Annotated in this window: 15 protein-coding genes, 1 other RNA gene and 4 pseudogenes; 4 read left to right on the forward strand and 16 right to left on the reverse strand. The window is 35.4% G+C overall.

The features are described from left to right. Positions 1-115 precede the first annotated feature (115 nt). From adk to CICURV3402_RS06605, 11 genes and pseudogenes are all read right to left on the reverse strand, one after another. Positions 116-766 (reverse strand): adenylate kinase, encoded by a 651-nt coding sequence (gene adk / locus CICURV3402_RS03500; protein ID WP_158379867.1) that lies wholly within the window; start codon positions 764-766, stop codon positions 116-118. A 168-nt stretch (positions 767-934) separates the two neighbouring features. Further along, positions 935-2,857, reverse strand: coding sequence for a molecular chaperone HtpG (gene htpG, locus CICURV3402_RS03505; RefSeq protein WP_187306946.1), 1,923 nt, complete (start codon positions 2,855-2,857; stop codon positions 935-937). Between the two features lie 777 nt (positions 2,858-3,634). Further along, a pseudogene (recR, locus tag CICURV3402_RS03510) lies at positions 3,635-4,225 on the reverse strand (recombination mediator RecR). A gap of 21 nt (positions 4,226-4,246) precedes the next feature. Continuing rightward, the gene (locus CICURV3402_RS03515) at positions 4,247-4,573 is read right to left on the reverse strand and encodes a YbaB/EbfC family nucleoid-associated protein (RefSeq protein ID WP_158379869.1); all 327 of its coding nucleotides are present in this window, start codon (positions 4,571-4,573) and stop codon (positions 4,247-4,249) included. Positions 4,574-4,614: 41 nt separating this feature from the next. After that, positions 4,615-6,535: pseudogene (gene dnaX, locus CICURV3402_RS07610) on the reverse strand (DNA polymerase III subunit gamma/tau). A 43-nt stretch (positions 6,536-6,578) separates the two neighbouring features. Further along, on the reverse strand, positions 6,579-7,136 hold the full coding sequence (gene apt, locus CICURV3402_RS03525; protein WP_158379870.1) for an adenine phosphoribosyltransferase: 558 nt from the start codon (positions 7,134-7,136) through the stop codon (positions 6,579-6,581). 274 nt (positions 7,137-7,410) lie between these two features. Then, positions 7,411-7,575 carry a TfoX/Sxy family DNA transformation protein gene (locus CICURV3402_RS07615; RefSeq protein WP_407079072.1) on the reverse strand — a complete coding sequence of 55 codons (165 nt, stop codon included), beginning with the start codon at positions 7,573-7,575 and terminating at the stop codon, positions 7,411-7,413. A 145-nt stretch (positions 7,576-7,720) separates the two neighbouring features. Beyond that, positions 7,721-7,789, reverse strand: coding sequence for a hypothetical protein (locus tag CICURV3402_RS07620; RefSeq protein ID WP_407079075.1), 69 nt, complete (start codon positions 7,787-7,789; stop codon positions 7,721-7,723). Between the two features lie 392 nt (positions 7,790-8,181). After that, on the reverse strand, positions 8,182-8,769 hold the full coding sequence (pth, locus tag CICURV3402_RS03535) for an aminoacyl-tRNA hydrolase (protein WP_158379871.1): 588 nt from the start codon (positions 8,767-8,769) through the stop codon (positions 8,182-8,184). Between the two features lie 36 nt (positions 8,770-8,805). Continuing rightward, positions 8,806-9,753: a ribose-phosphate pyrophosphokinase gene (locus tag CICURV3402_RS03540; protein WP_158379872.1), complete on the reverse strand. Its 948-nt coding sequence runs from the start codon at positions 9,751-9,753 to the stop codon at positions 8,806-8,808. 352 nt (positions 9,754-10,105) lie between these two features. Continuing rightward, positions 10,106-10,306, reverse strand: coding sequence for a hypothetical protein (locus CICURV3402_RS06605; RefSeq protein ID WP_235667631.1), 201 nt, complete (start codon positions 10,304-10,306; stop codon positions 10,106-10,108). 362 nt (positions 10,307-10,668) lie between these two features. Here CICURV3402_RS06605 and ubiI point away from each other — a divergent pair, with 362 nt between their 5' ends. Beyond that, entirely contained in the window at positions 10,669-11,853 is a 1,185-nt protein-coding gene (ubiI, locus tag CICURV3402_RS03550; RefSeq protein ID WP_187306923.1) for an FAD-dependent 2-octaprenylphenol hydroxylase, read from the forward strand. 81 nt (positions 11,854-11,934) lie between these two features. On the opposite strand, the gene ygfZ is transcribed toward ubiI, so the two are convergent. Further along, positions 11,935-12,912 (reverse strand): tRNA-modifying protein YgfZ, encoded by a 978-nt coding sequence (gene ygfZ, locus CICURV3402_RS03555; RefSeq protein WP_158379873.1) that lies wholly within the window; start codon positions 12,910-12,912, stop codon positions 11,935-11,937. Between the two features lie 594 nt (positions 12,913-13,506). Between ygfZ and zapA the strand changes: the two genes are divergently transcribed. From zapA to CICURV3402_RS03570, 3 genes are all read left to right on the forward strand, one after another. Beyond that, complete coding sequence (zapA, locus tag CICURV3402_RS03560) at positions 13,507-13,842, forward strand: cell division protein ZapA (RefSeq protein ID WP_158379874.1); 336 nt, start codon at positions 13,507-13,509, stop codon at positions 13,840-13,842. A gap of 77 nt (positions 13,843-13,919) precedes the next feature. Continuing rightward, positions 13,920-14,098: non-coding RNA, 6S RNA (ssrS, locus tag CICURV3402_RS03565), on the forward strand. 161 nt (positions 14,099-14,259) lie between these two features. Beyond that, the gene (locus CICURV3402_RS03570; protein ID WP_158379875.1) at positions 14,260-14,871 is read left to right on the forward strand and encodes a 5-formyltetrahydrofolate cyclo-ligase; all 612 of its coding nucleotides are present in this window, start codon (positions 14,260-14,262) and stop codon (positions 14,869-14,871) included. A 1-nt stretch (position 14,872) separates the two neighbouring features. Here CICURV3402_RS03570 and serA read toward each other — a convergent pair. The 4 genes and pseudogenes from serA to CICURV3402_RS07365 form a co-directional block, all read right to left on the reverse strand. Beyond that, a pseudogene (gene serA, locus CICURV3402_RS03575) lies at positions 14,873-16,117 on the reverse strand (phosphoglycerate dehydrogenase). 4 nt (positions 16,118-16,121) lie between these two features. After that, on the reverse strand, positions 16,122-16,778 hold the full coding sequence (gene rpiA, locus CICURV3402_RS03580; protein ID WP_158379876.1) for a ribose-5-phosphate isomerase RpiA: 657 nt from the start codon (positions 16,776-16,778) through the stop codon (positions 16,122-16,124). Between the two features lie 86 nt (positions 16,779-16,864). Next, positions 16,865-17,740, reverse strand: a complete 876-nt coding sequence (locus CICURV3402_RS03585) for an O-antigen ligase family protein (protein WP_235667632.1) — start codon at positions 17,738-17,740, stop codon at positions 16,865-16,867. Positions 17,741-18,149: 409 nt separating this feature from the next. Continuing rightward, positions 18,150-18,971, reverse strand: a pseudogene (locus CICURV3402_RS07365) (glycosyltransferase family 2 protein). Positions 18,972-19,006: the final 35 nt, after the last annotated feature.

Raw genomic sequence — 19,006 nt, forward strand, 5'->3', positions numbered from 1 at the left:
TTACAACGACTAAAAGTGTGTAACATTGGATTTTGACCATTAGCATACTGCATGACAATGGTTGTTAATATAGTATGATATCGATCCATTCGTGATTCAAATTTCATTAATCTATCTAACGTTCACCGAGGATACTCGACAGCTGTTGACTGACTTCATTCACTGTTCGAATACCATCTAATTTGAAATATTTTGTATCCCCTCTCTTTGCGCGCTGACAATAATAATTGACTAATGCCATTGTTTGCTGGTGATACTCCAGCAATCGTTCGCGAACCGTGATTGCTTGATCATCTTTGCGTAGTGTTAAAGATTCACCCGTAATATCGTCTTTGTCTGTAATTTTCGGGGGATTAAATTTTAAATGATAAATTCGCCCAGAGGGCATGTGGACACGCCGGCCTGAAATGCGTTCCACTATAAATTCGTCTGGCACCACCAATTCAAGTACATAATCAATTTTAATATCGGCTTCTGCCATTGTATCCGCTTGGAGAATAGTTCTAGGAAAACCATCCAATAAAAAACCTTCTTTGCAATCTTCTTGACGAATACGTTCTTTGACTAAGGCAATCACTAAATTGTCATTGACAAGCTTTCCTTCTGCCATGATACCTTGAACCTGCTGCCCTAATTTTGTACCGGCTTTTACCGCGGCACGTAACATGTCACCAGTAGAAATTTGTGCAATCCTGTACTTTTTCATAATAAATTGGGCTTGAGTCCCTTTGCCAGCGCCCGGAGCCCCCAGCAAAATAATACGCATGACATTAATCTCCTTTATTGTTTATTAGATGAGTTATTAATTAAAGTCCGCGACTATAGCATTTCTTGTGGATCTGACAAAAAGGCGTGAATAAAAAGGAAAGTAGAGTGATAAACAAAAATTGTGGCCGTTTATTAAAACGGCCGATTCGCACCGTGTGTGCAGTAATTAAGCCATCAAGAATTCGTTCACAGCTCGGAGAAAATGATGTGGATCATCTAACGTACCTCGCTCAGTCAATAACGCTTGATCTAATAATAAATTAATCCATTGAGCAAACAGAGTATCATCACTGACCTCTGAAGCCCGTTTTACTAATAAATGATTAGGGTTTAACTCAAAAATATATTTGACCTCTGGCGCTTTTTGACCTGATGCAGAAAGTAGTTTTGCCATTTGAGTGCTAATTTCATCAGCATCTGTTGTCACAATCGACGGTGTATTACTTAAACGATGTGTAAAGCGAACTTCTTTGACCCTATCACCCAACAAGGTTTTGACTCTCTCAATAAAAGGCTGTAACGCCTGTTCTATTTTCTTCTGCTCACCGTGATGATCTTCGTTAGCCATCTTATTGAGTGATTCATCTGCTTTGCTAATAGATTGAAAGCTTTTACCTGAAAAATCTGTTAAATAACTCATCATCCATTCATCAATACGATCAGATAACAGTAAAACTTCGATCCCTTTTTTGCGGAATAATTCTAAATGTGGGCTATTTTTTGCAGCAGCATAACTGTCTGCTGTAATAAAGTAAATTTTTACCTGCCCCTCGTTCATACGACCGAGGTAATCTTCCAAAGAAACACTTTGAAGAGAACTGTCTGTGTGAGTGGATGCAAATCGTAATAATTTAGCGATAGCTTCTTTATTAACAAAATCTTCAGCGGGGCCTTCTTTTAAAGCCATACCGAATTGTTGCCAGAATTGCTGATATTTTTCACTGTCTTCTGTAGAGAGTTTTTCCAGCATTTCTAATGCACGTTTTGTCAACGCGCTTTTTAAATTTTGAGTCACTCGATTATCTTGTAAAATTTCACGAGAAATATTCAATGGTAAATCATTAGAATCGATTAATCCGCGAATAAAACGCAAATAATTTGGCATAAATTGTTCGGCATCATCCATAATAAACACACGTTGCACATACAGTTTTAAGCCGTGTTTATGATCACGATTCCACATATCCCAAGGTGCTTGAGTGGGTATATAAAGTAGACTTGTATATTCCTGTTTACCCTCTACTTTATTGTGACTCCAATTAAGCGGGTCGGTAAAATCATGAGTAATATGCTTGTAAAAGGCTTTATACTCATCATCTGTGATTTCTGATTTACGACGAGTCCAGAGGGCTTGAGTCTTATTAATTTTTTCCCATGTAACAACAGTTTGGGTTTTTTCATGAAGATTATTTTTTTCTGTTTCACTACCCTTCTGGTTTTCGTCTTTATTTTTACACTCAATCTCAACGGGTAATGAAATATGGTCAGAATACTTGCTAATGACAGAACGTAATCGCCAGTCATTTAAAAATTCGTCTTCTCCTTCTTTAAGATGCAGGGTAATTTCTGTACCTCGATCTTCTTTTGTGATTGTGGCAAGGTTGTAATCTCCTTCTCCTTTTGACTCCCAAAATACCCCTAATTCAGATGCAACGCCTGCACCACGAGTGCGCACTGTGACTTTGTCTGAAACGATAAAGGCAGAATAAAAACCAACACCGAACTGACCGATGAGTTGATTGTCTTTCGATTGATCCGATCCGAGTGAATCTAGAAAAGCTTTGGTTCCAGACTTTGCTATGGTGCCAAGATTATCGATGACTTCATCACGGGTCATACCAATACCATTATCGCTCAATGTCAATGTTCGTTTGTCTTTATCAAAAGACAGGCGGACACGAAGCTCGGCTTCTCCTTCGTACAATGCTGGTAAAGAGAGCGCGCGAAAACGTAATTTATCCGCCGCATCAGAAGCATTTGAAATTAATTCACGTAAAAAAATTTCTTTATTGGAATACAGTGAGTGGATCATTAAACTAAGCAGTTGTTTTACTTCAGACTGAAACCCACGGGTTTCTTGGTCTTGCATACTCATGAAGCTACCTCAATCTAAATTATTGTAATGAAAGAGAAAAAGAAATTTTTTATCAATTGATTTCTAAACTAAAAAAAGGTGTCTACGACATGGGGTTAATAAAGAATTGTTTCAAGTGCTGTATATTAAAAATAATGATAGAAATTTTTTACTTATCATGTAAGTATATGATTAAATTTAATCATGCTTTTAATAAGAAATATTTAAAATTGATTTACAATGATAATGCTTATGCGCCATAAAGTATTGTTAGTCGAAGTTTTAAAATTAAGTTAACTCAAGCAAAAGAAAATTAAAAATAATAAACTTTCGTCTTTCTTCTTAAGAAAGAAATAGAGTAATTTACATTTTATAAGTATTTATTTACTGGTACAGCTTAATTAAATGATAATATCCGCATTGTATTTTCCCTAGTATAAGACAATTCAGCACCTGATCTTATGTAATAATTAAGGTTTTTATTTTTTTCTTTCTTCCAAGCCTTATTGCATTCATTATAATTTTTTATTAAAAGTTTAAATTTACACTTAAATCTAGTTTGACGCCATATCTTAATATTTATTCATATAATATGAAGAAAACTTTAATGTTTTTCTTATTTTCTTACCTTTAATAAATAAAATCAATTATAAATTTTATTTATTAAAGTCGATGATAAAAACTCGATTTTTACAAAAATAATTTTTGCTATGGGGCGACTGTTGATGTAATTTATCTTTAAAGAAGTAGTCCAAATAAACTCAAATACTATATTTACAAAAACGACTTTACTCAGTTAAAGTTCATTAGCTGCCGTCTCACTAGTGCATGAGATAAAGTGATTTCATCGACCATCTCAAGATCCCTCCGATAGGTGGTACAGCATGGAAAATTTTAGTCGCAGATATTCCGTCCTCCTCACACATATTATGTAAGATAGTTCGCAGTAGCTTCACCTTACACTGTCGGGTTCATTACTAAAATAACTTCCTTGATGGGCTCCGTAGATAATCGCTGCTCAAGTAAAGGTAAACCAATATTATCGGGGTCAATACTATCTAAAGGTAACAAGCGTCCCATAAAAATAAAGTAACGGTTAGAAAATTGCCTTATTTGTTCAATGCTGCAAATGTCTGAATAAGTTTTTGCGACACAGATTTAACCCATTTTTCTTGATAAACATTAGAAAAATATCACAGCAAGATTGTTCAGTAAAAGCACGACACACAACCACAGTGGCCAATTCCGACATCTTTTTTAATAAAGACTCTGCTAAATGTATATCCTTACTGCGATCACTTTATAGCAATTAAAAGCCATACGTCTGGCAGACTTTTGGTCTATCCCAAGCAAGTGGCGTAATGATTTTATCAAAGCTTCAATAACCCAACTAGTTTACATGAGCTAGAATGGTAATTTTAAATCTGAGGTTAAAGAGATGTTTTTAGAGAGTAATCGGATTTTTTTTGTTTTTTGTTCTGAAAGCTGTTTCACTCCGTGGTTGAATGCAGCAGCAAGCAGTTCTTCAACAACTTTTTTATCAGTTTCTTTTACCAGTAATCTTGAATCAATTTTAACCTCAATGCAATTGCAAGCCCCATTGAGCACTATTTCAACTAAACCATTGCCACTTTTCCCAGTGATTTTTAATTTATCAATTTCTGTCTGAATTTCCTGCATTGTATCTTGCATTTTTTGTGCTTCTTTAAAGATTTCTTTATTATCAAGCATAATAAACCTCTCGACATAATATTGAATTATGCATATAAAAGTTAAATAGGGCGAATGCTATTTTTATCTATCTCTGCATCAAAGAGCCCACAGAGAGTATGAATAGTATCGTCCGCTATGATTGACTGACATGCCTTTGTCAGCATTTCCTCATAAATCTGTTTCCTTAACTCCCATGGAGTTAATTGTAACGCATCATCATCTTCAATAATAATAATCTCAATTATATTATTATAAAAATGATTTAAGGCCTCAGTAAGAATTTTATGTGCTGAATCTGAATTAAGATGACGTTGAGCAGAGCGTAAATGCAAGTAAATTTTGTGATTGAGCGTTTGCTTTTTAAAGGAATTTAAAGCAAGGTGATACACCAATTTTGGCAAACCTAATTGTTCCACTTCTGCCGCCCATGGGTCACGCTTTATGACCTCTTCTAGCAACTTAGAGAGCAACTCCGGTGAGTTTTCATCTTCTAATACTGGAGATAAAACTTTCTGTTTCGATAATAATTCTTTTTCAGAGAACTTGTGTGTATTCGAATCGTCGATTGCTTTTTTTTTAGCTTTAGCAATGAATGAATTTGATTGAACGATTAATTTTTCTACAGGAACGGATAGCTCATTTTTTAGATTCTCTTTTTTTTTAGACGTAGGCGCGTACTGTAATTCTAGTAATTTTGTTCGTGTTTTTAATATTTTAGTTGTATTTAATACTTCTACTATAGGAGTCTCTGGAGCTTTGTTATTGAGCGCTGCCACATTTTCAGTCGTTTGTTTAGACAAACGTGGCACAAAAAAATCTTCGGTGCTATAAAAAAAATTTTTTTTTTATAGATTCAGACTTTGAATCTGAAAAAGATTTTTTGGGATGAAACGCTAACGCTCTTAGGAGCGTTATTTCCACTCCCATACGGTGATTAGGCGCATAAGGAAGCTCTTTACGCCCAATCAATAACGTTTGGTAATAAAATTGAATCTCTTCAGGAGCCAAAGTCTTGGCTAGTTTAGATAAACTAAACTCAATATGTTTTGGTTCTACTTCAGTGTATTCTTTATAAAAAGTCTCTGGTAATAATTGTTTGATAGCAATACGATGGAATAAATTTAACATTTCTATCAGAAAATTCTCCCAATCTTTTCCAACAGAAGCAGCTTGTTCTATCTCGAACATTATTTTTTCAGCATCAGCTTTAGCCAGAGCCTCAATAACAGATAATGCTTGCCCATCATCAAGTATCGTTAGCATTTCACGAACAATTTGAGTACTCACTGTCCCAGCTCCAATAGCAACCGCTTGATCGGTAAGACTTAAAGCGTCACGCATACTACCAGAGGCCGCTTTCGCCAATAGTTTTAACGCTTCAGTCTCACTATCAATTTTTTCAGCCGCTAATATTCTTTCTAGCTGATTCAGAATAACCAGTGTATGTAATGTTTTGAGATGAAATTGTAAACAACGTGAAATAATAGTGACGGGCAATTTTTTTGGTTCAGTGGTTGCTAGTAAAAATTTCACATGAGAGGGCGGTTCTTCTAAACTCTTCAGCAATGCATTAAAACTATGCCGTGAAAGCATATGGACTTCATCTATCAAATAAACTTTAAAACGACCTTGAGTGGGGGAATAGGGCAAGTTATCTAGTAATTCACGTGTATCCTCTACTTTAGTACGAGATGCCGCGTCAATTTCAATTAAATCGATAAAATGTCCCTGTTCTATTGACTGACAATGAATACACTTACCACAAGGAGTGGCAGTAATACCGCTAGTACAATTCAGCCCTTTTGCTATTAAACGAGCAATAGAGGTTTTCCCTACTCCACGCGTACCAGATAAAAGATACGCATGATGCATACGCCCCAGAGAAAAGCTATTAATAAGTGCAGTTAAAACATGTTCTTGGCCTACCACTTCGGAAAAAGTTTGTGGCCGCCATTTTCTGGCAAAGACTTGATAGCTCATTTATCTTTAATTATTCAATTAATAATTTATTGAGTTGATGGGTTTATTCAAATGAAACTAAGCTGTAACACTCAACAGCTTGAGAAATTAAACGTTTTTTCCCACCTAATACAGGTAACTCAATAATAAAAGCAGCGTGGGCAACTTGCCCGTCAAGCCTGCGGATAAGTTTTATTGTTGCTTCAATAGTGCCACCAGTGGCTAGTATGTCATCAATAACCAATACTTTATCACCGGGCTTAATACTGTCTTTGTGTACCTGTAATTGGTCACAACCATATTCTAAATGATAATTTTCACTAATGGTTTCTCCCGGCAATTTATCAGGTTTACGTACAGGAATAAACGCCAAACCTAAAGCAAGAGCAAGAGGAGCACCAAATAGAAATCCCCTTGCTTCAATAGCTACAATTTTATTTATTTCAATGGTTTGGTAGTGTTCTACCAAAATTTCAATACTTGCAGTATAAGCTTCTGGATTAATCAATAAGCTGGTAATGTCGCGAAATTGTATTCCTGATTTTGGATAATCTGCAATGGTTTTTATATTATTTTTAATATATTGAATTTTATTTATAATAGTTGATCTTGAAAAATGCATGGTACAAAAAATCCTGTATTAAATTAATAATTGTCCTACTCAAAGAGTTTTTCATTAACCTCATAAAGTAAATCAAACTCCGTGGCCGGTTTTATAAAAGTTTTTCTCTGTTTCTATTCAGACGAGTTTTGTAAATATAAAAACAATTTTTTGCCTTTGCGGGATTTTTTATTTCTTCATACTACTCAAGTAATTCATTATGTAAAACTGAAGGTAATACTGCACAATGATAACCATTTATTTCTCTAGCTAAAGCTAAGAGAACATTAAAACCTCATGATGTATTTAAAGATTTTAATTTAATGTAAGTACATTTTGCCACTTTAATTCTTAATTCCTTAGCGCTTTTGACCCCCACTTCCCACAGTAATTTTTCAATAGTAATACTCAAATTAGATAAATCTTTAAGCCTGACTGGCTGAGATTTTTTATTCAACATTGCAGCTTTTGAGATTTCTTATGCCAGTTGAATGAAGTAAAAAAAGCAAATTTTGATTTTCCCATAATATCGAATCAACGAAGTAATAACGCAATAAAATCGGCATCCCTCTTTTTTGATAAACTAAATTAGACATTTTGCTTGTTTAAAAAACATTCTCAATTTGATCATTCGTACGCAAATACAATTCTCCATCAAAAACAAGTGCAAACATGATCTCATCAACCAACAAAGCATATCCACCAAACTGTGAACGATAAGTGATGGGCTAAGAAAAGTGAAAGGGGATTTCACCTGTTTAATTTTTTATTCTGATATATCCTTTATATTGTTGATATTCTTTATAATTGAAGATCTAACGAGTATTTTTATTAGTGTATGCAGTAACACTAATTATTAAGTTGTAAAGATACTTAATAAACACCGAGTTTCCAAACAAAAAATGTGTTTGTAAACATTTAGATTTCAATTATGCGAAATACTTTGAAAAATTGAATTAATTTTTGATATTCAAAGATCATTTTCTAGCATTGTTTTACATAAAATGATAAAATTTTGTATCAGTGTTTTAGAGATACATCTTTATGCCTGCAATAAGATTATTTTTTATTTAGACATTGATGAATGTAAGTGACGTACTGCTTTTATCATATTTTCTGTAAATAAAATTTCAGTGAAAGTGAGGCACTCATTAATCGCATGATCAATTAGTTTTTTGTCACTAACGGGGGGCTTACCAAGCACAAAGCCTCCAACCTTACTGGTGTTACCGGGATGACCAATCCCAATTCGTAAACGATGAAATTCACTGTTGTTGCCCAGTTTTTTCTGAATATCTTTTAAGCCGTTGTGTCCCGCATTGCCGCCGCCTGTTTTAAATTTGGCTTGCCCTGGTAAAAAATCTAACTCATCGTGTACCACTAATAACTCTTCTGGCAAAATTTGATAAAATTTTGTTATGGCAAAGACCGCGGTACCACTCAAATTCATGAAAACATCGGGGATCATTAAAAGTACGTTGTGGTTTGCGAGTTTTAATCGCCCTGTGTAACCAAAAAATTTTGGTGATTTTTTTAATGATAGGTTATGACGTTCTGAAAGCTGTTTCACATACCAAGCTCCGGCATTATGGCGGGTTTTTGAATATTCAGCCGTTGGATTTGCCAAACCAACAATAAGTTTAATTTTGCTCATCTGTCATCCTGAAAACGAGAAAAAATATGGGAGCGATTAATGTTGAAACATCGCTGAAATAGATTCCTCGTTACTGATTCGTCGAATCGCTTCTGCCAGCATACCAGATAAAGTTAAAGTTCGAACGTTGTTTAAAGATTTCATTTCCCGGGAAAGCGGAATAGTGTCACAAATAATTACTTCATCTACCAATGAATTTTTGATATTTTTCGCTGCCTCCCCAGAAAAAACAGGATGTGTCGCATAAGCAAAAACCCGTTTTGCGCCCCTTTCCTTTAGAGCTTCAGCCGCTTTGCACAAAGTGCCGGCAGTATCAATCATATCGTCAACCAAGATACAATCCCTAGCTGCCACATCTCCAATGATATGCATTACCTGAGAGACATTTGCTTTAGGACGGCGTTTATCGATAATGGCCATGTCGGTGTCATTCAATAATTTTGCGATAGCACGGGCACGAACAACTCCACCAATGTCTGGAGAGACCACAATAGGGTTTGATAAATTTTGTTGTAACATGTCTTCAATTAAAACAGGACTACCAAATACATTATCAACAGGAACGTCAAAAAAACCTTGTATCTGTTCTGCGTGTAGATCGACTGTTAATACACGATCGACTCCCACACTAGATAAAAAATCCGCCACAACTTTTGCAGTAATCGGGACACGAGCAGAACGGACACGACGATCCTGGCGAGCATAGCCAAAATAAGGAATAACCGCCGTAATACGCCCCGCTGAAGCGCGACGTAAGGAATCGATCATAACCACCAATTCCATAAGATTATCGTTAGTAGGAGTGCAAGTAGATTGAATGATGAAAATATCATCGCCTCTTACATTTTCGTTAATTTGTACGCTCACTTCTCCATCACTAAAACGACCGACCGTCGCTTGGCCTAAACTTATATATAAGCGATTAGCTACACGTTGAGCCAGTTTAGGAATGGCATTACCAGAAAAAAGTTTCATATCAGGCACGGGAAAAACCTCAATTAAGAGCAAAAGAAATATATGTTAACCTGATTTAATTGTAGTGTTAATTGAATTTGTAAACTGTTCAAAAGAGACACGCTTTAGAACTCATGAAAACAATAAGCAAAAATAGGGGCGAAGTAAGGTCAGCAACGTTATTTAGTTAATTGATATTTTTAATTAATTATAAAATGCTGTGTATTTTATAACTACCAATAAAGCGGCAGATTCACCTCACCTTAGTGGGGTTCGGTGAAAAGCCCATACCTTAGGATGCTGCATAAGTCATAAAGGAGTATTTTTAAAAAATTTCTCCTGTAGCCGTGTATTACATTGACATATTCTATTTTTTGCATTTCTAAGCGATTAAACTGCCTAATGCTTCTTCGAGTTGTCTTTGCGTTAATCCGTGCAAAGCAAGCAATATATTGGGAAGGTAATCTTCTTTCATCAGTTTTGAAATTTTATTGAACTTAATATCTGGCTTAGTATATTCAACTGGTTCCCCCTCCTTCCAAAATACTGAGTATTGATCAGAAAAATAAGAGATAGAATTCATTTGTTCTTATCGGAAGCGTAGTGCTTTTATTTCGTCTATTGTGGATTGTTCAAAATAAGAATGAAAAACAGTATCCTGATGTAGTTTTTTGTACCCTGTATCGATTTTCTGAAAAGAATAGATTCCTGTTTTGTTAAGAAAGATCGATTTTTCATCATTTTTTAAAAATGCCACGTTTTATAAAAAATAGAGGTAAGAATTCAAATTGAATACTATTTAAGTTTTATTCTATAAAAATTCAACTATGGATTATAATCCCACTAAATTATTGACACGCTCAATTCCGTACGCGTTCATTTTTAATTCGCAGACTTCATTATTCTTATAAGAGGTTTAATAAATCGGCAAAGGAGAAAAAATAGATGCAATCTGTTGATATTGTTATTTCTGGTGGTGGCATGGTGGGTTTGGCATTGGCTTGTGGCCTAAAGGGTACAGGCTTGAGTGTTGCTCTTTTGGAAAAAGATTCACTAGATCAAAAAAAAACTCTTTTTTCGAGGGATAAGACTTTACGCGTATCTGCTATTCATGCAGCGAGCGAACAATTGCTTAAGTATATAGGAATTTGGGATCAAATTTTAGTGCAGGGTGCCTGCGCTTACACCAGTATGGAAGTTTGGGATAAAGATAGCTTCGGGAAAATCTTTTTTCACGCTCAGGAACAAGGTTGTCATCATCTTGGTTACATTATTGAAAATCAGGCTATTGAGCAAGCACTTTGGCAAAAGGCCACTGAGTCAGATCATATCACTTTATTGGCGCCTGCCTATTTTCAACAGGTGGCCTGGAATGAAGAGGCCGCTTTTGTAACCTTGGCGGATGGGCGTTTGTTGAGCGCTCTCCTTGTTGTTGCAGCGGACGGGGCTCATTCATACTTGCGTCAATATTCAGCGATCCCTGTTACTTTTTGGGACTATCATCAACATGCATTAGTCGCTGTGATTAGGACTGAACAACCTCATCAGAAAACGGCTCGACAAATTTTTTATGGTGATGGAATTTTGGCTTTTTTACCCTTAGAGAATGCGCATTTAAGTTCTATTGTATGGTCATTGCCTTCTAATGAATCGATTCATTTCTTTCAATGTCCTGAAACACAATTTAATCAATCTTTGGCGGTCGCCTTTGATATGCGTTTAGGGCTCTGCGAACTGCAAGGGCAAAGAAAGACTTTTCCATTAAAAGCTCGTTATGCACGTAGCTTTGCAGCTCATCGTTTGGTATTGGTCGGTGATGCCGCTCATACCATTCATCCTTTAGCAGGGCAAGGCGTTAATTTAGGTTTTATGGATATCGCAGAGTTAATTTCAGAAATACAACGGTTGAAAATGCAAGGTAAAGACATCGGGCATTATCCTTATTTACGTCGTTATGAACGACAGCGTAAGCAAAGCGCGGCTTGCATGTTAGCTGCTATGCAGTGTTTCGGTGTGTTATTTTCAGGAAATAAGCCTATCAAAAAGTGGATCCGTAATACGGGAATTAATCTGGTCAATCAATGTCCGAGTATTAAATCAAAACTTTTTCATTGTGCTATGGGATTATGATGGATCAAATTTTTTAAAAGATATAAAATTTTTATAAAAAATTTTGCCCGTAGACCTTCGATTGCCCTCCTCACGAATCTTTTATAAAAATCTACGAGATATCACTAATCGCCCATTCTCATCACCTTTAACTCTCAATATGGCGTCTTTTTGGAAATGATGATTTAATATTGCTTGCATCCATAAACTGTTATCTTGAAGTTTTACAGTTGCCAATACAACACCGGTTCTGCGGTAGTCTTCTCCCATCTGCATTTCGAGAGCTTCACCTACATCAGGGACCCGACATGCTTTGCCTGTCAGCCAATAAAGTGCTTTTTTATTCACTCCCCGATATTCTGTTCTTGCGATGACTTCCTGCCCTGTATAACAACCTTTGCTAAAGCTGATCCCCCCTAAAGCCTGCAAATTAGCAGCCTGAGGAATAAATTGCGCTTTATTTTTCGCCTCTATAATAGGGAAACCCGATTCAATATCTAATGCTAGCCATTGTGCACTGTTTCTACATACGGCTTGATCTCGGAGTTTTTGGATCAAAAAATCTTCCTTTTTTAAAGCGTGTGATACCAGCAAAAAGCGTTCTCTGGGCGAAGAAAAATACAATAGACTGTAATCATCTTCGTGCACTACAGGCTCCTTTTCTGTTGGTAGTTTTTCAAAGCAGTTTTTCAATACTTTTCTTGCTTGATTACCTGCTATCCCTAATAAAACGACGCTCTCAGCGATGTTTATCTCCACTTTAGAGAATACAGAATACTTTCTAAGTTCCATTACTTCATCATTTAATATGCTTTTTCGAGCGATAAAAGCTAAGCCTTTTAAATAATGAAATAAGCGTACCGTGCTTAATATTTTTCCTTTAGGATCACAATGTGCACCTAAGATATGTTGATTTGCCTTTAACAATGGGACATCTATAGTGATTTGCCCTTGAAGATATTTCACTCGATCTTTTCCTGTGACTGTGATTAATCCCCAGTCATTAAGCAAAATGACAGTGAATTGTAACTGCTCAGCAGGTAAAGACGCTTGGTGAGAGAAGAAAGATTGATAGAGCATATGATCTCCTTAACGAGCGATATATTTTTTATAAAAACTAAGGAAGGAACCCATGAGATATATTTAATTTATCATGATGATGATTTTAGCATTGAAATTGTTTACCAATCTATCAAATGACTTGGAATGCGCTTTTGTTGAAGGCTAAGATATGATCTTAGTAGGGAGAATTATAAAATTTATCAATACAGATGAATGGCCTGTCTCAAATTTTGTTCTTCGAAATGAAGAGGGAATAATTATTGCGTACAATTTAAAGATGTATTTGATAGTATCAGATGAAAAACTATATATGATGCATTTCTGTCAGAACAAGACGTAATTTTCAAAACATATAACCTTAATAGAGTCGTTGGTGCTGCGGTGATCCGGCAGTTTTTTGGTAACTATCTAAAGTATTAATAGCCTAATAATACTATATTTAACTTGCTTTCTTTCTTGGCATTTAAAATCCTTGATTATTGTTTTAAATAAAATATGATTACTTAAGTGCATAATGAATGATATGTATTAAAAAAATTAGATATCGATTAGAACATATTTCTGACACTTTAACTGAGCGACTTCATAGAAAAACGAGGCAAAAAAGCACGTATGTCCGTAGCACTCCAACCCGTGGAGATCGAAATTTTCGGTCGTTTAATCCGAGTGAATTGTCCGGAAGAACAAAAAAAAGATTTACATGAAGCGGCAGAAGAGCTAAATCAACGGTTTCAAGATTTTAAAATTCGTACGAAAGCCATTGGAACTGAGCAGCCGGCTTTCTTTATTGCCTTGAATCTTTGTTACGAATTAAATCAAGAAAAAAAGAAAGCCTGTTCGTTTGTATCCAGCACGGACAAACGTATGAGATTACTTCAAAAAATTATTGATGACGCTTTGTGTGATCAGGTTTCTGTGTCTAAAATAGCGACTTCATCATTTGAATAAATGAAAGATAATGGTTTTGAGCATCTTGCAGCACACTTTTTGTGTTTTTTAGTTAATTTTTAAATCAGTACGATAATATATCTCTAGAATGTTTGCCAGCGGCTCAATCCCATGAGCCGATATTGAATATAAAAATATGTTGTTTTTAACTTGTGAGCATGCTTGATTCGTCAAGAACCCTAAGAGTTATGACTCCATATTGACATTGAACAAAGGGTTCAAGGGCCAAAGCTTACAGCGCCATCTTGAAGACCGCATCAATTTATTGATATGCTATATAGTGATAGCTATTTGTAATGGTAAAAAAATAAAACACCTTAATCGTGTCTAAATTATTTTTAATAAAAAATTAATGATTATTTAATTAATTTTAAAATCAGTACTTTCAGGTTTACCTGGTATAGGTGTTCGGTCATATTGATAAATTTTCATATGACAGAAGAGAATCTTCTTCTGAGACAAAAAATTCGAGAGAAAATGCGTGAGCATCGACGTTTATTAAGTGAAGAAAAACAAAGATTAGCGTCACAATCCGTAATTCAACATATATCGATACATGAAAAAATCTCTCTCGCTCAACATATTGCTGTTTTTCTTTCTTTTGACGGTGAAATTTCTACACAGCCTCTCATCGAATACCTTTGGCAACAGAATAAAAAAGTATATTTACCCGTAGTGGATCCTTTTCTGGAAGCTCATTTGCTGTTTGTCCCCTATCATAAAAGCACGTCTCTGATCAGGAAAAAATGGAATATTTTTGAACCGCCACTAGAGCAGACACAGGTAATACCTTTTGAAAAGCTTAATATCCTATTTGTACCATTAGTGGCTTTTGATAAAAATGGACAGCGTTTAGGTGTGGGAGGAGGATTTTATGACCGAACCCTTCAAAAGGCTATATCAACAGGCCCGTATGCAATTGGTTTAGCTCATGATTTTCAACAGGTGAAGAGTTTTCCTATCGCTAAGTGGGATATGCCACTGCCAGAGATTGTGACACAGAGCAAAATCTGGCAGAGGCCATCTTAATTCAGGCTATTTTCATAATAATCACAATATAATTGGTCCCGTCGATCTCCTGCATTAAACGCGCTTGTTCTTTTATTTTATTGGATATCTGAGTTTTAACATCAATCACCACATAGCCGACTTGCCCATTTATTTGTAAATATTGATTTGAAATTCTTATTTTTTGCTCAAAAACATTTGATGCATCTGATTTAAAATGCTAGGACGATTTTGATAAAAATATTAAGCGGTGGATGTTTTTGCGATGATAAAAGAAAGAGACGTGTGAAAAATTCACAGAAGAAAGTGTAGAGCCATTATCATAATATTTCATCAGTTTTACTGATACTTTATTGCCGATATTGTTTTTGGCTTCTTTTGTTGATCCAGCAATATAAGGAGTTAGGATCAGATTATCAAATTTACAAAGCTTTGATTGCAAAGGTTAGTCTCTAACTAGAAGTCTCCTCAGGAAAAACGTCTATGACTGCTCCCGCTATATACTAATTTTTAAAAGCATTCTATAGAGCATGAATATTAACAACCTTACCACGTGACGTATTGATGAGGCGTGATCCCCGTTTCATTTGAGATACATTCTTATCTGAGATTAGATTTTCTGTTATGGCATGTTTCTAGAGCATGCAATCTGATTACATCGCTGATGTTTAAAAAATAACGAAGATCAGTGATTTGGTGAGCATTGCCACCCGCAATTTTTGCTCTATATCATCGAAAAACCTTGCAATCCGACACTTTCTGCTAAAATCCCTAATTGCATGCTGATATACCCATAGCCTATGAAGGCTAACTTTTTACCTCGTACTTGATAAGCACTTGAAGATTGCTTATATCATGCACCACGATGTGCCTTTGCATTAGCAGCCTGGATCCCTATCAAAGGGATGAATAATTCACCCAATGCCATTTCTGCCACTGAATGAGTATTTTAAAAAGGCGCATTCAAAATGGGGATGCCTTTTTTGCTGCAGAATTCGGATCAACATGGTTGATCCCAATACAAAAACATCTTAATGAAATGAGTTTTTTGCAGAAGCAAAAATTTCTTCACGGAGATCCGTGCATGAACGGATACCTATAAAATAAGCATCACGAACGGCCTCTTTCAGTGACCCCTTATCTAATACCCTTTATGATATTTAATATGAGAATAACCCGCCGCTTTTAAGTGATCAACAGCAGTTTGATGGATCCTCTCTAGCAATAGTAACTTAATGTTACTATTTTCAAGTAAAAATTTTGTCACAGTATCACTCCATGATTTCAACAGTATTGGAGGTTGCAATTAAAACAGCATCTGCTGGACGACGGGCAAACAGCCCCACGGTTACAACCCCTGCAATTGCGTTGATTTTATTTTCTAAATGGATGGGATCGTCCATATTTAAATGACGAACATCTAATATAATGTGACCATTATCCGTGATCACCCCTTGCCGATATTCAGGTAATCCCCCTAGTTTTAAGAGCTCACGAGCAACGTAAGATCGCGCCATTGGGATCACTTCGATTGGTAAGGGGAATTGATCTAATATGTTGACTTTTTTTGTATGGTCCACAATACAAATAAATTTTTTCGCCATGCTCGAAATGACTTTTTCACGAGTCAATGCCGCGCCTCCGCCTTTTATCATCTGCTTATAGTCATTGACTGCATCAGCACTGTCTACGTATATATCAATAATATCGACCTCATTGGTATCTAGAACAGGAATACCGATATTGTTAAGTTTTCTGGTGGAATCCTCAGAGCTCGAAACGACTCCTTTGACACGTTCTTTGATGGGGCCTAGAGCATGAATAAAGTGGGTGATCGTTGAACCTGTTCCTATTCCGATTATCATGTCTGATTTTACATAATTTAAAGCCACCAAACTAACGGCTTTTTTCATTTCATCTTGAGTCATCGTCAATTCACTATTGATTTCATGGGAATAAAAATAAAAGTAACATCATTCATGTGAATGAATTTCGATATCCATGTTTTTTGATTTTAATGTTGTGTTTTAAAGTAGACAGAGCGACTGGATAATATCGCAGTAAGAATCACAAATAAATGTCCTTCAGAAGAATCTAGCAAAAATGAATTAAAGAAATGACAAGCCATGTAACTCATCAGTACCGCGATAAACATATTTTTGATTTCACTCGGTTGTTGACAAGCCGAGCGAAAAAAATACCACATCCACAGAAGAAAAACAGTCAGCCCGAGCAATCCTGATTGAAGGGTTTGAATTAAATATTCATTATGCGGATTATGAATGATGAAATCACCTTGTTTAGAAACATGCTCAAATGAACCTGCACCGTGGCCTAAAATTGGCGCTTCCTTTATTAGTTCCCAGGAACGTAATGCAAACATTGTACGTAAGCCCATTGAAGTACTACAGGCCTCAAGTAAATTTATCTGTGATGCGGCTAAACAAGTTTGGATTTCTTTTATGCCAGTATGCATACGAACATTTGCCGGATTTGGCACAATCACAAGAACAGCCCCTAAAACAAGCGCGACTATGATCATTTTCAATTGATAGGTTTTCGGACATAATAAAAAAATCCAGGCAAAAAAAGCGACTACTAAAGCAAGATACCCTGTTCTACCTTGTACTATAAAAAAGATATTATAAACACCCAGGCAAGTCAGTAATGCATACGCGCCATATTTTATTCCTTTGTGATGAAAAGTTTGTTGCAACCAGATCAGCACGGCAAAGGCCATAAAAAAATTTTGGGTAATATGCATCTTAAAAACAGTAGGATTGCTCAGGTAGGCTTTGCCAAAAGGAAGATCAAACTCCCAGATGAAAAAACTGGTTAATAAAATAATTGCATTCGCCAATAAAAATCCTTTTACAAACTGTTTGGACAACGATTGAGATATTAAAAAAAAAAGAGAAAGTGGCAAAATAAATAATAGTTTTTTGTATTTATAGATTATCTTAACTCCATAGACATTGTATTGAGTCAGGATGGAGAGAAGTAATAATAAAAACACAAGGGCAGGTAACCAAATGAGAGGGTTTTTATATAAAAATTTTATAAAATATCCATTAGGTTTTGATAATACACAGAATAACGCCAATACAAGTAAAAAATGCATTAAAACATTAGAGGTAGGTAACGAAAAACCTAAAAAGAATGCGATCACAGTTGCAAATGTAGTGAAGCGGTGTTGAGGTGTAAAGTAATTGAAAAATGTAGCGGCAAATATCATTGAGGATCCTAAATTTAAAGAATGAATTTCATACAGAGAAAAATATAAACAAATAGCGGAACCACTATAATGGCCGCCACCATCTGTTTTGAATAGCGGAGCAGTTCGAGAATAAATAGTCTCAATAGACCATGTAAAGTTCAAAAAGATTCGACTGTGACCGTATTCTGTAGCGAATCAACTGATTTTGAGCTTTTTGCTTAAATATATGGGGTGTTATGAGGAAGATCTCTGTTAAAAGAATGATAACTTTCTATCTATCTATATTGCGATCGATGCCCCTGAATTTTTAGCCAGATATTTTGGTTTTAAGCCGTGATTTTTATGAAATTTTACAAAACGATAATCTTTATCACTATAATGACCTGCAAATTCTTTATCGTATCCATATAGACTGAAAAATCTTGCTCTAGATAAAAAGAAGATATTCGGATGCTATCGACATGCTTTTTTTGTTTGAGGATTGGTTCGATAAATCCGATAAGAAGATCGCTTAGGATTTCCTGCATTGAAGAGATATCTAAAGGTGTCTTCTAGAAGTTTACAATCGAGATCCATCAAAATAATTTGATCCGATTTTTCATACACAATACCTAAATTTCTTGCGTCGGATTGATTTAATTTAATATCATCAGTGTTTTTTAACCAAGTGATATTCAGATCAAAATGATTTACTTTATATTTTCATGGAGAGAAATCATCCATAATTACCAATTTAACCTGGTTTTTAATATCATCAAGGTAGTTTGCATACTCTCTCAATAAAGACTATACAGAATTGATATTGATTTGCTTGCAGTAAAAATAAGTGATGTAAGTAAGTTTGTATATGTTGTTTATCTAACATATGCCTTTTTTGACAAAATCGCTGTCTTGCATTTTTCATCCTAAGGGTTTAGGAATACGGTAGGCCTATTAAAA

Origin of the sequence: Candidatus Williamhamiltonella defendens, assembly GCF_900699045.1 — a bacterium.
Lineage (GTDB): Bacteria > Pseudomonadota > Gammaproteobacteria > Enterobacterales > Enterobacteriaceae > Hamiltonella > Hamiltonella defensa_A.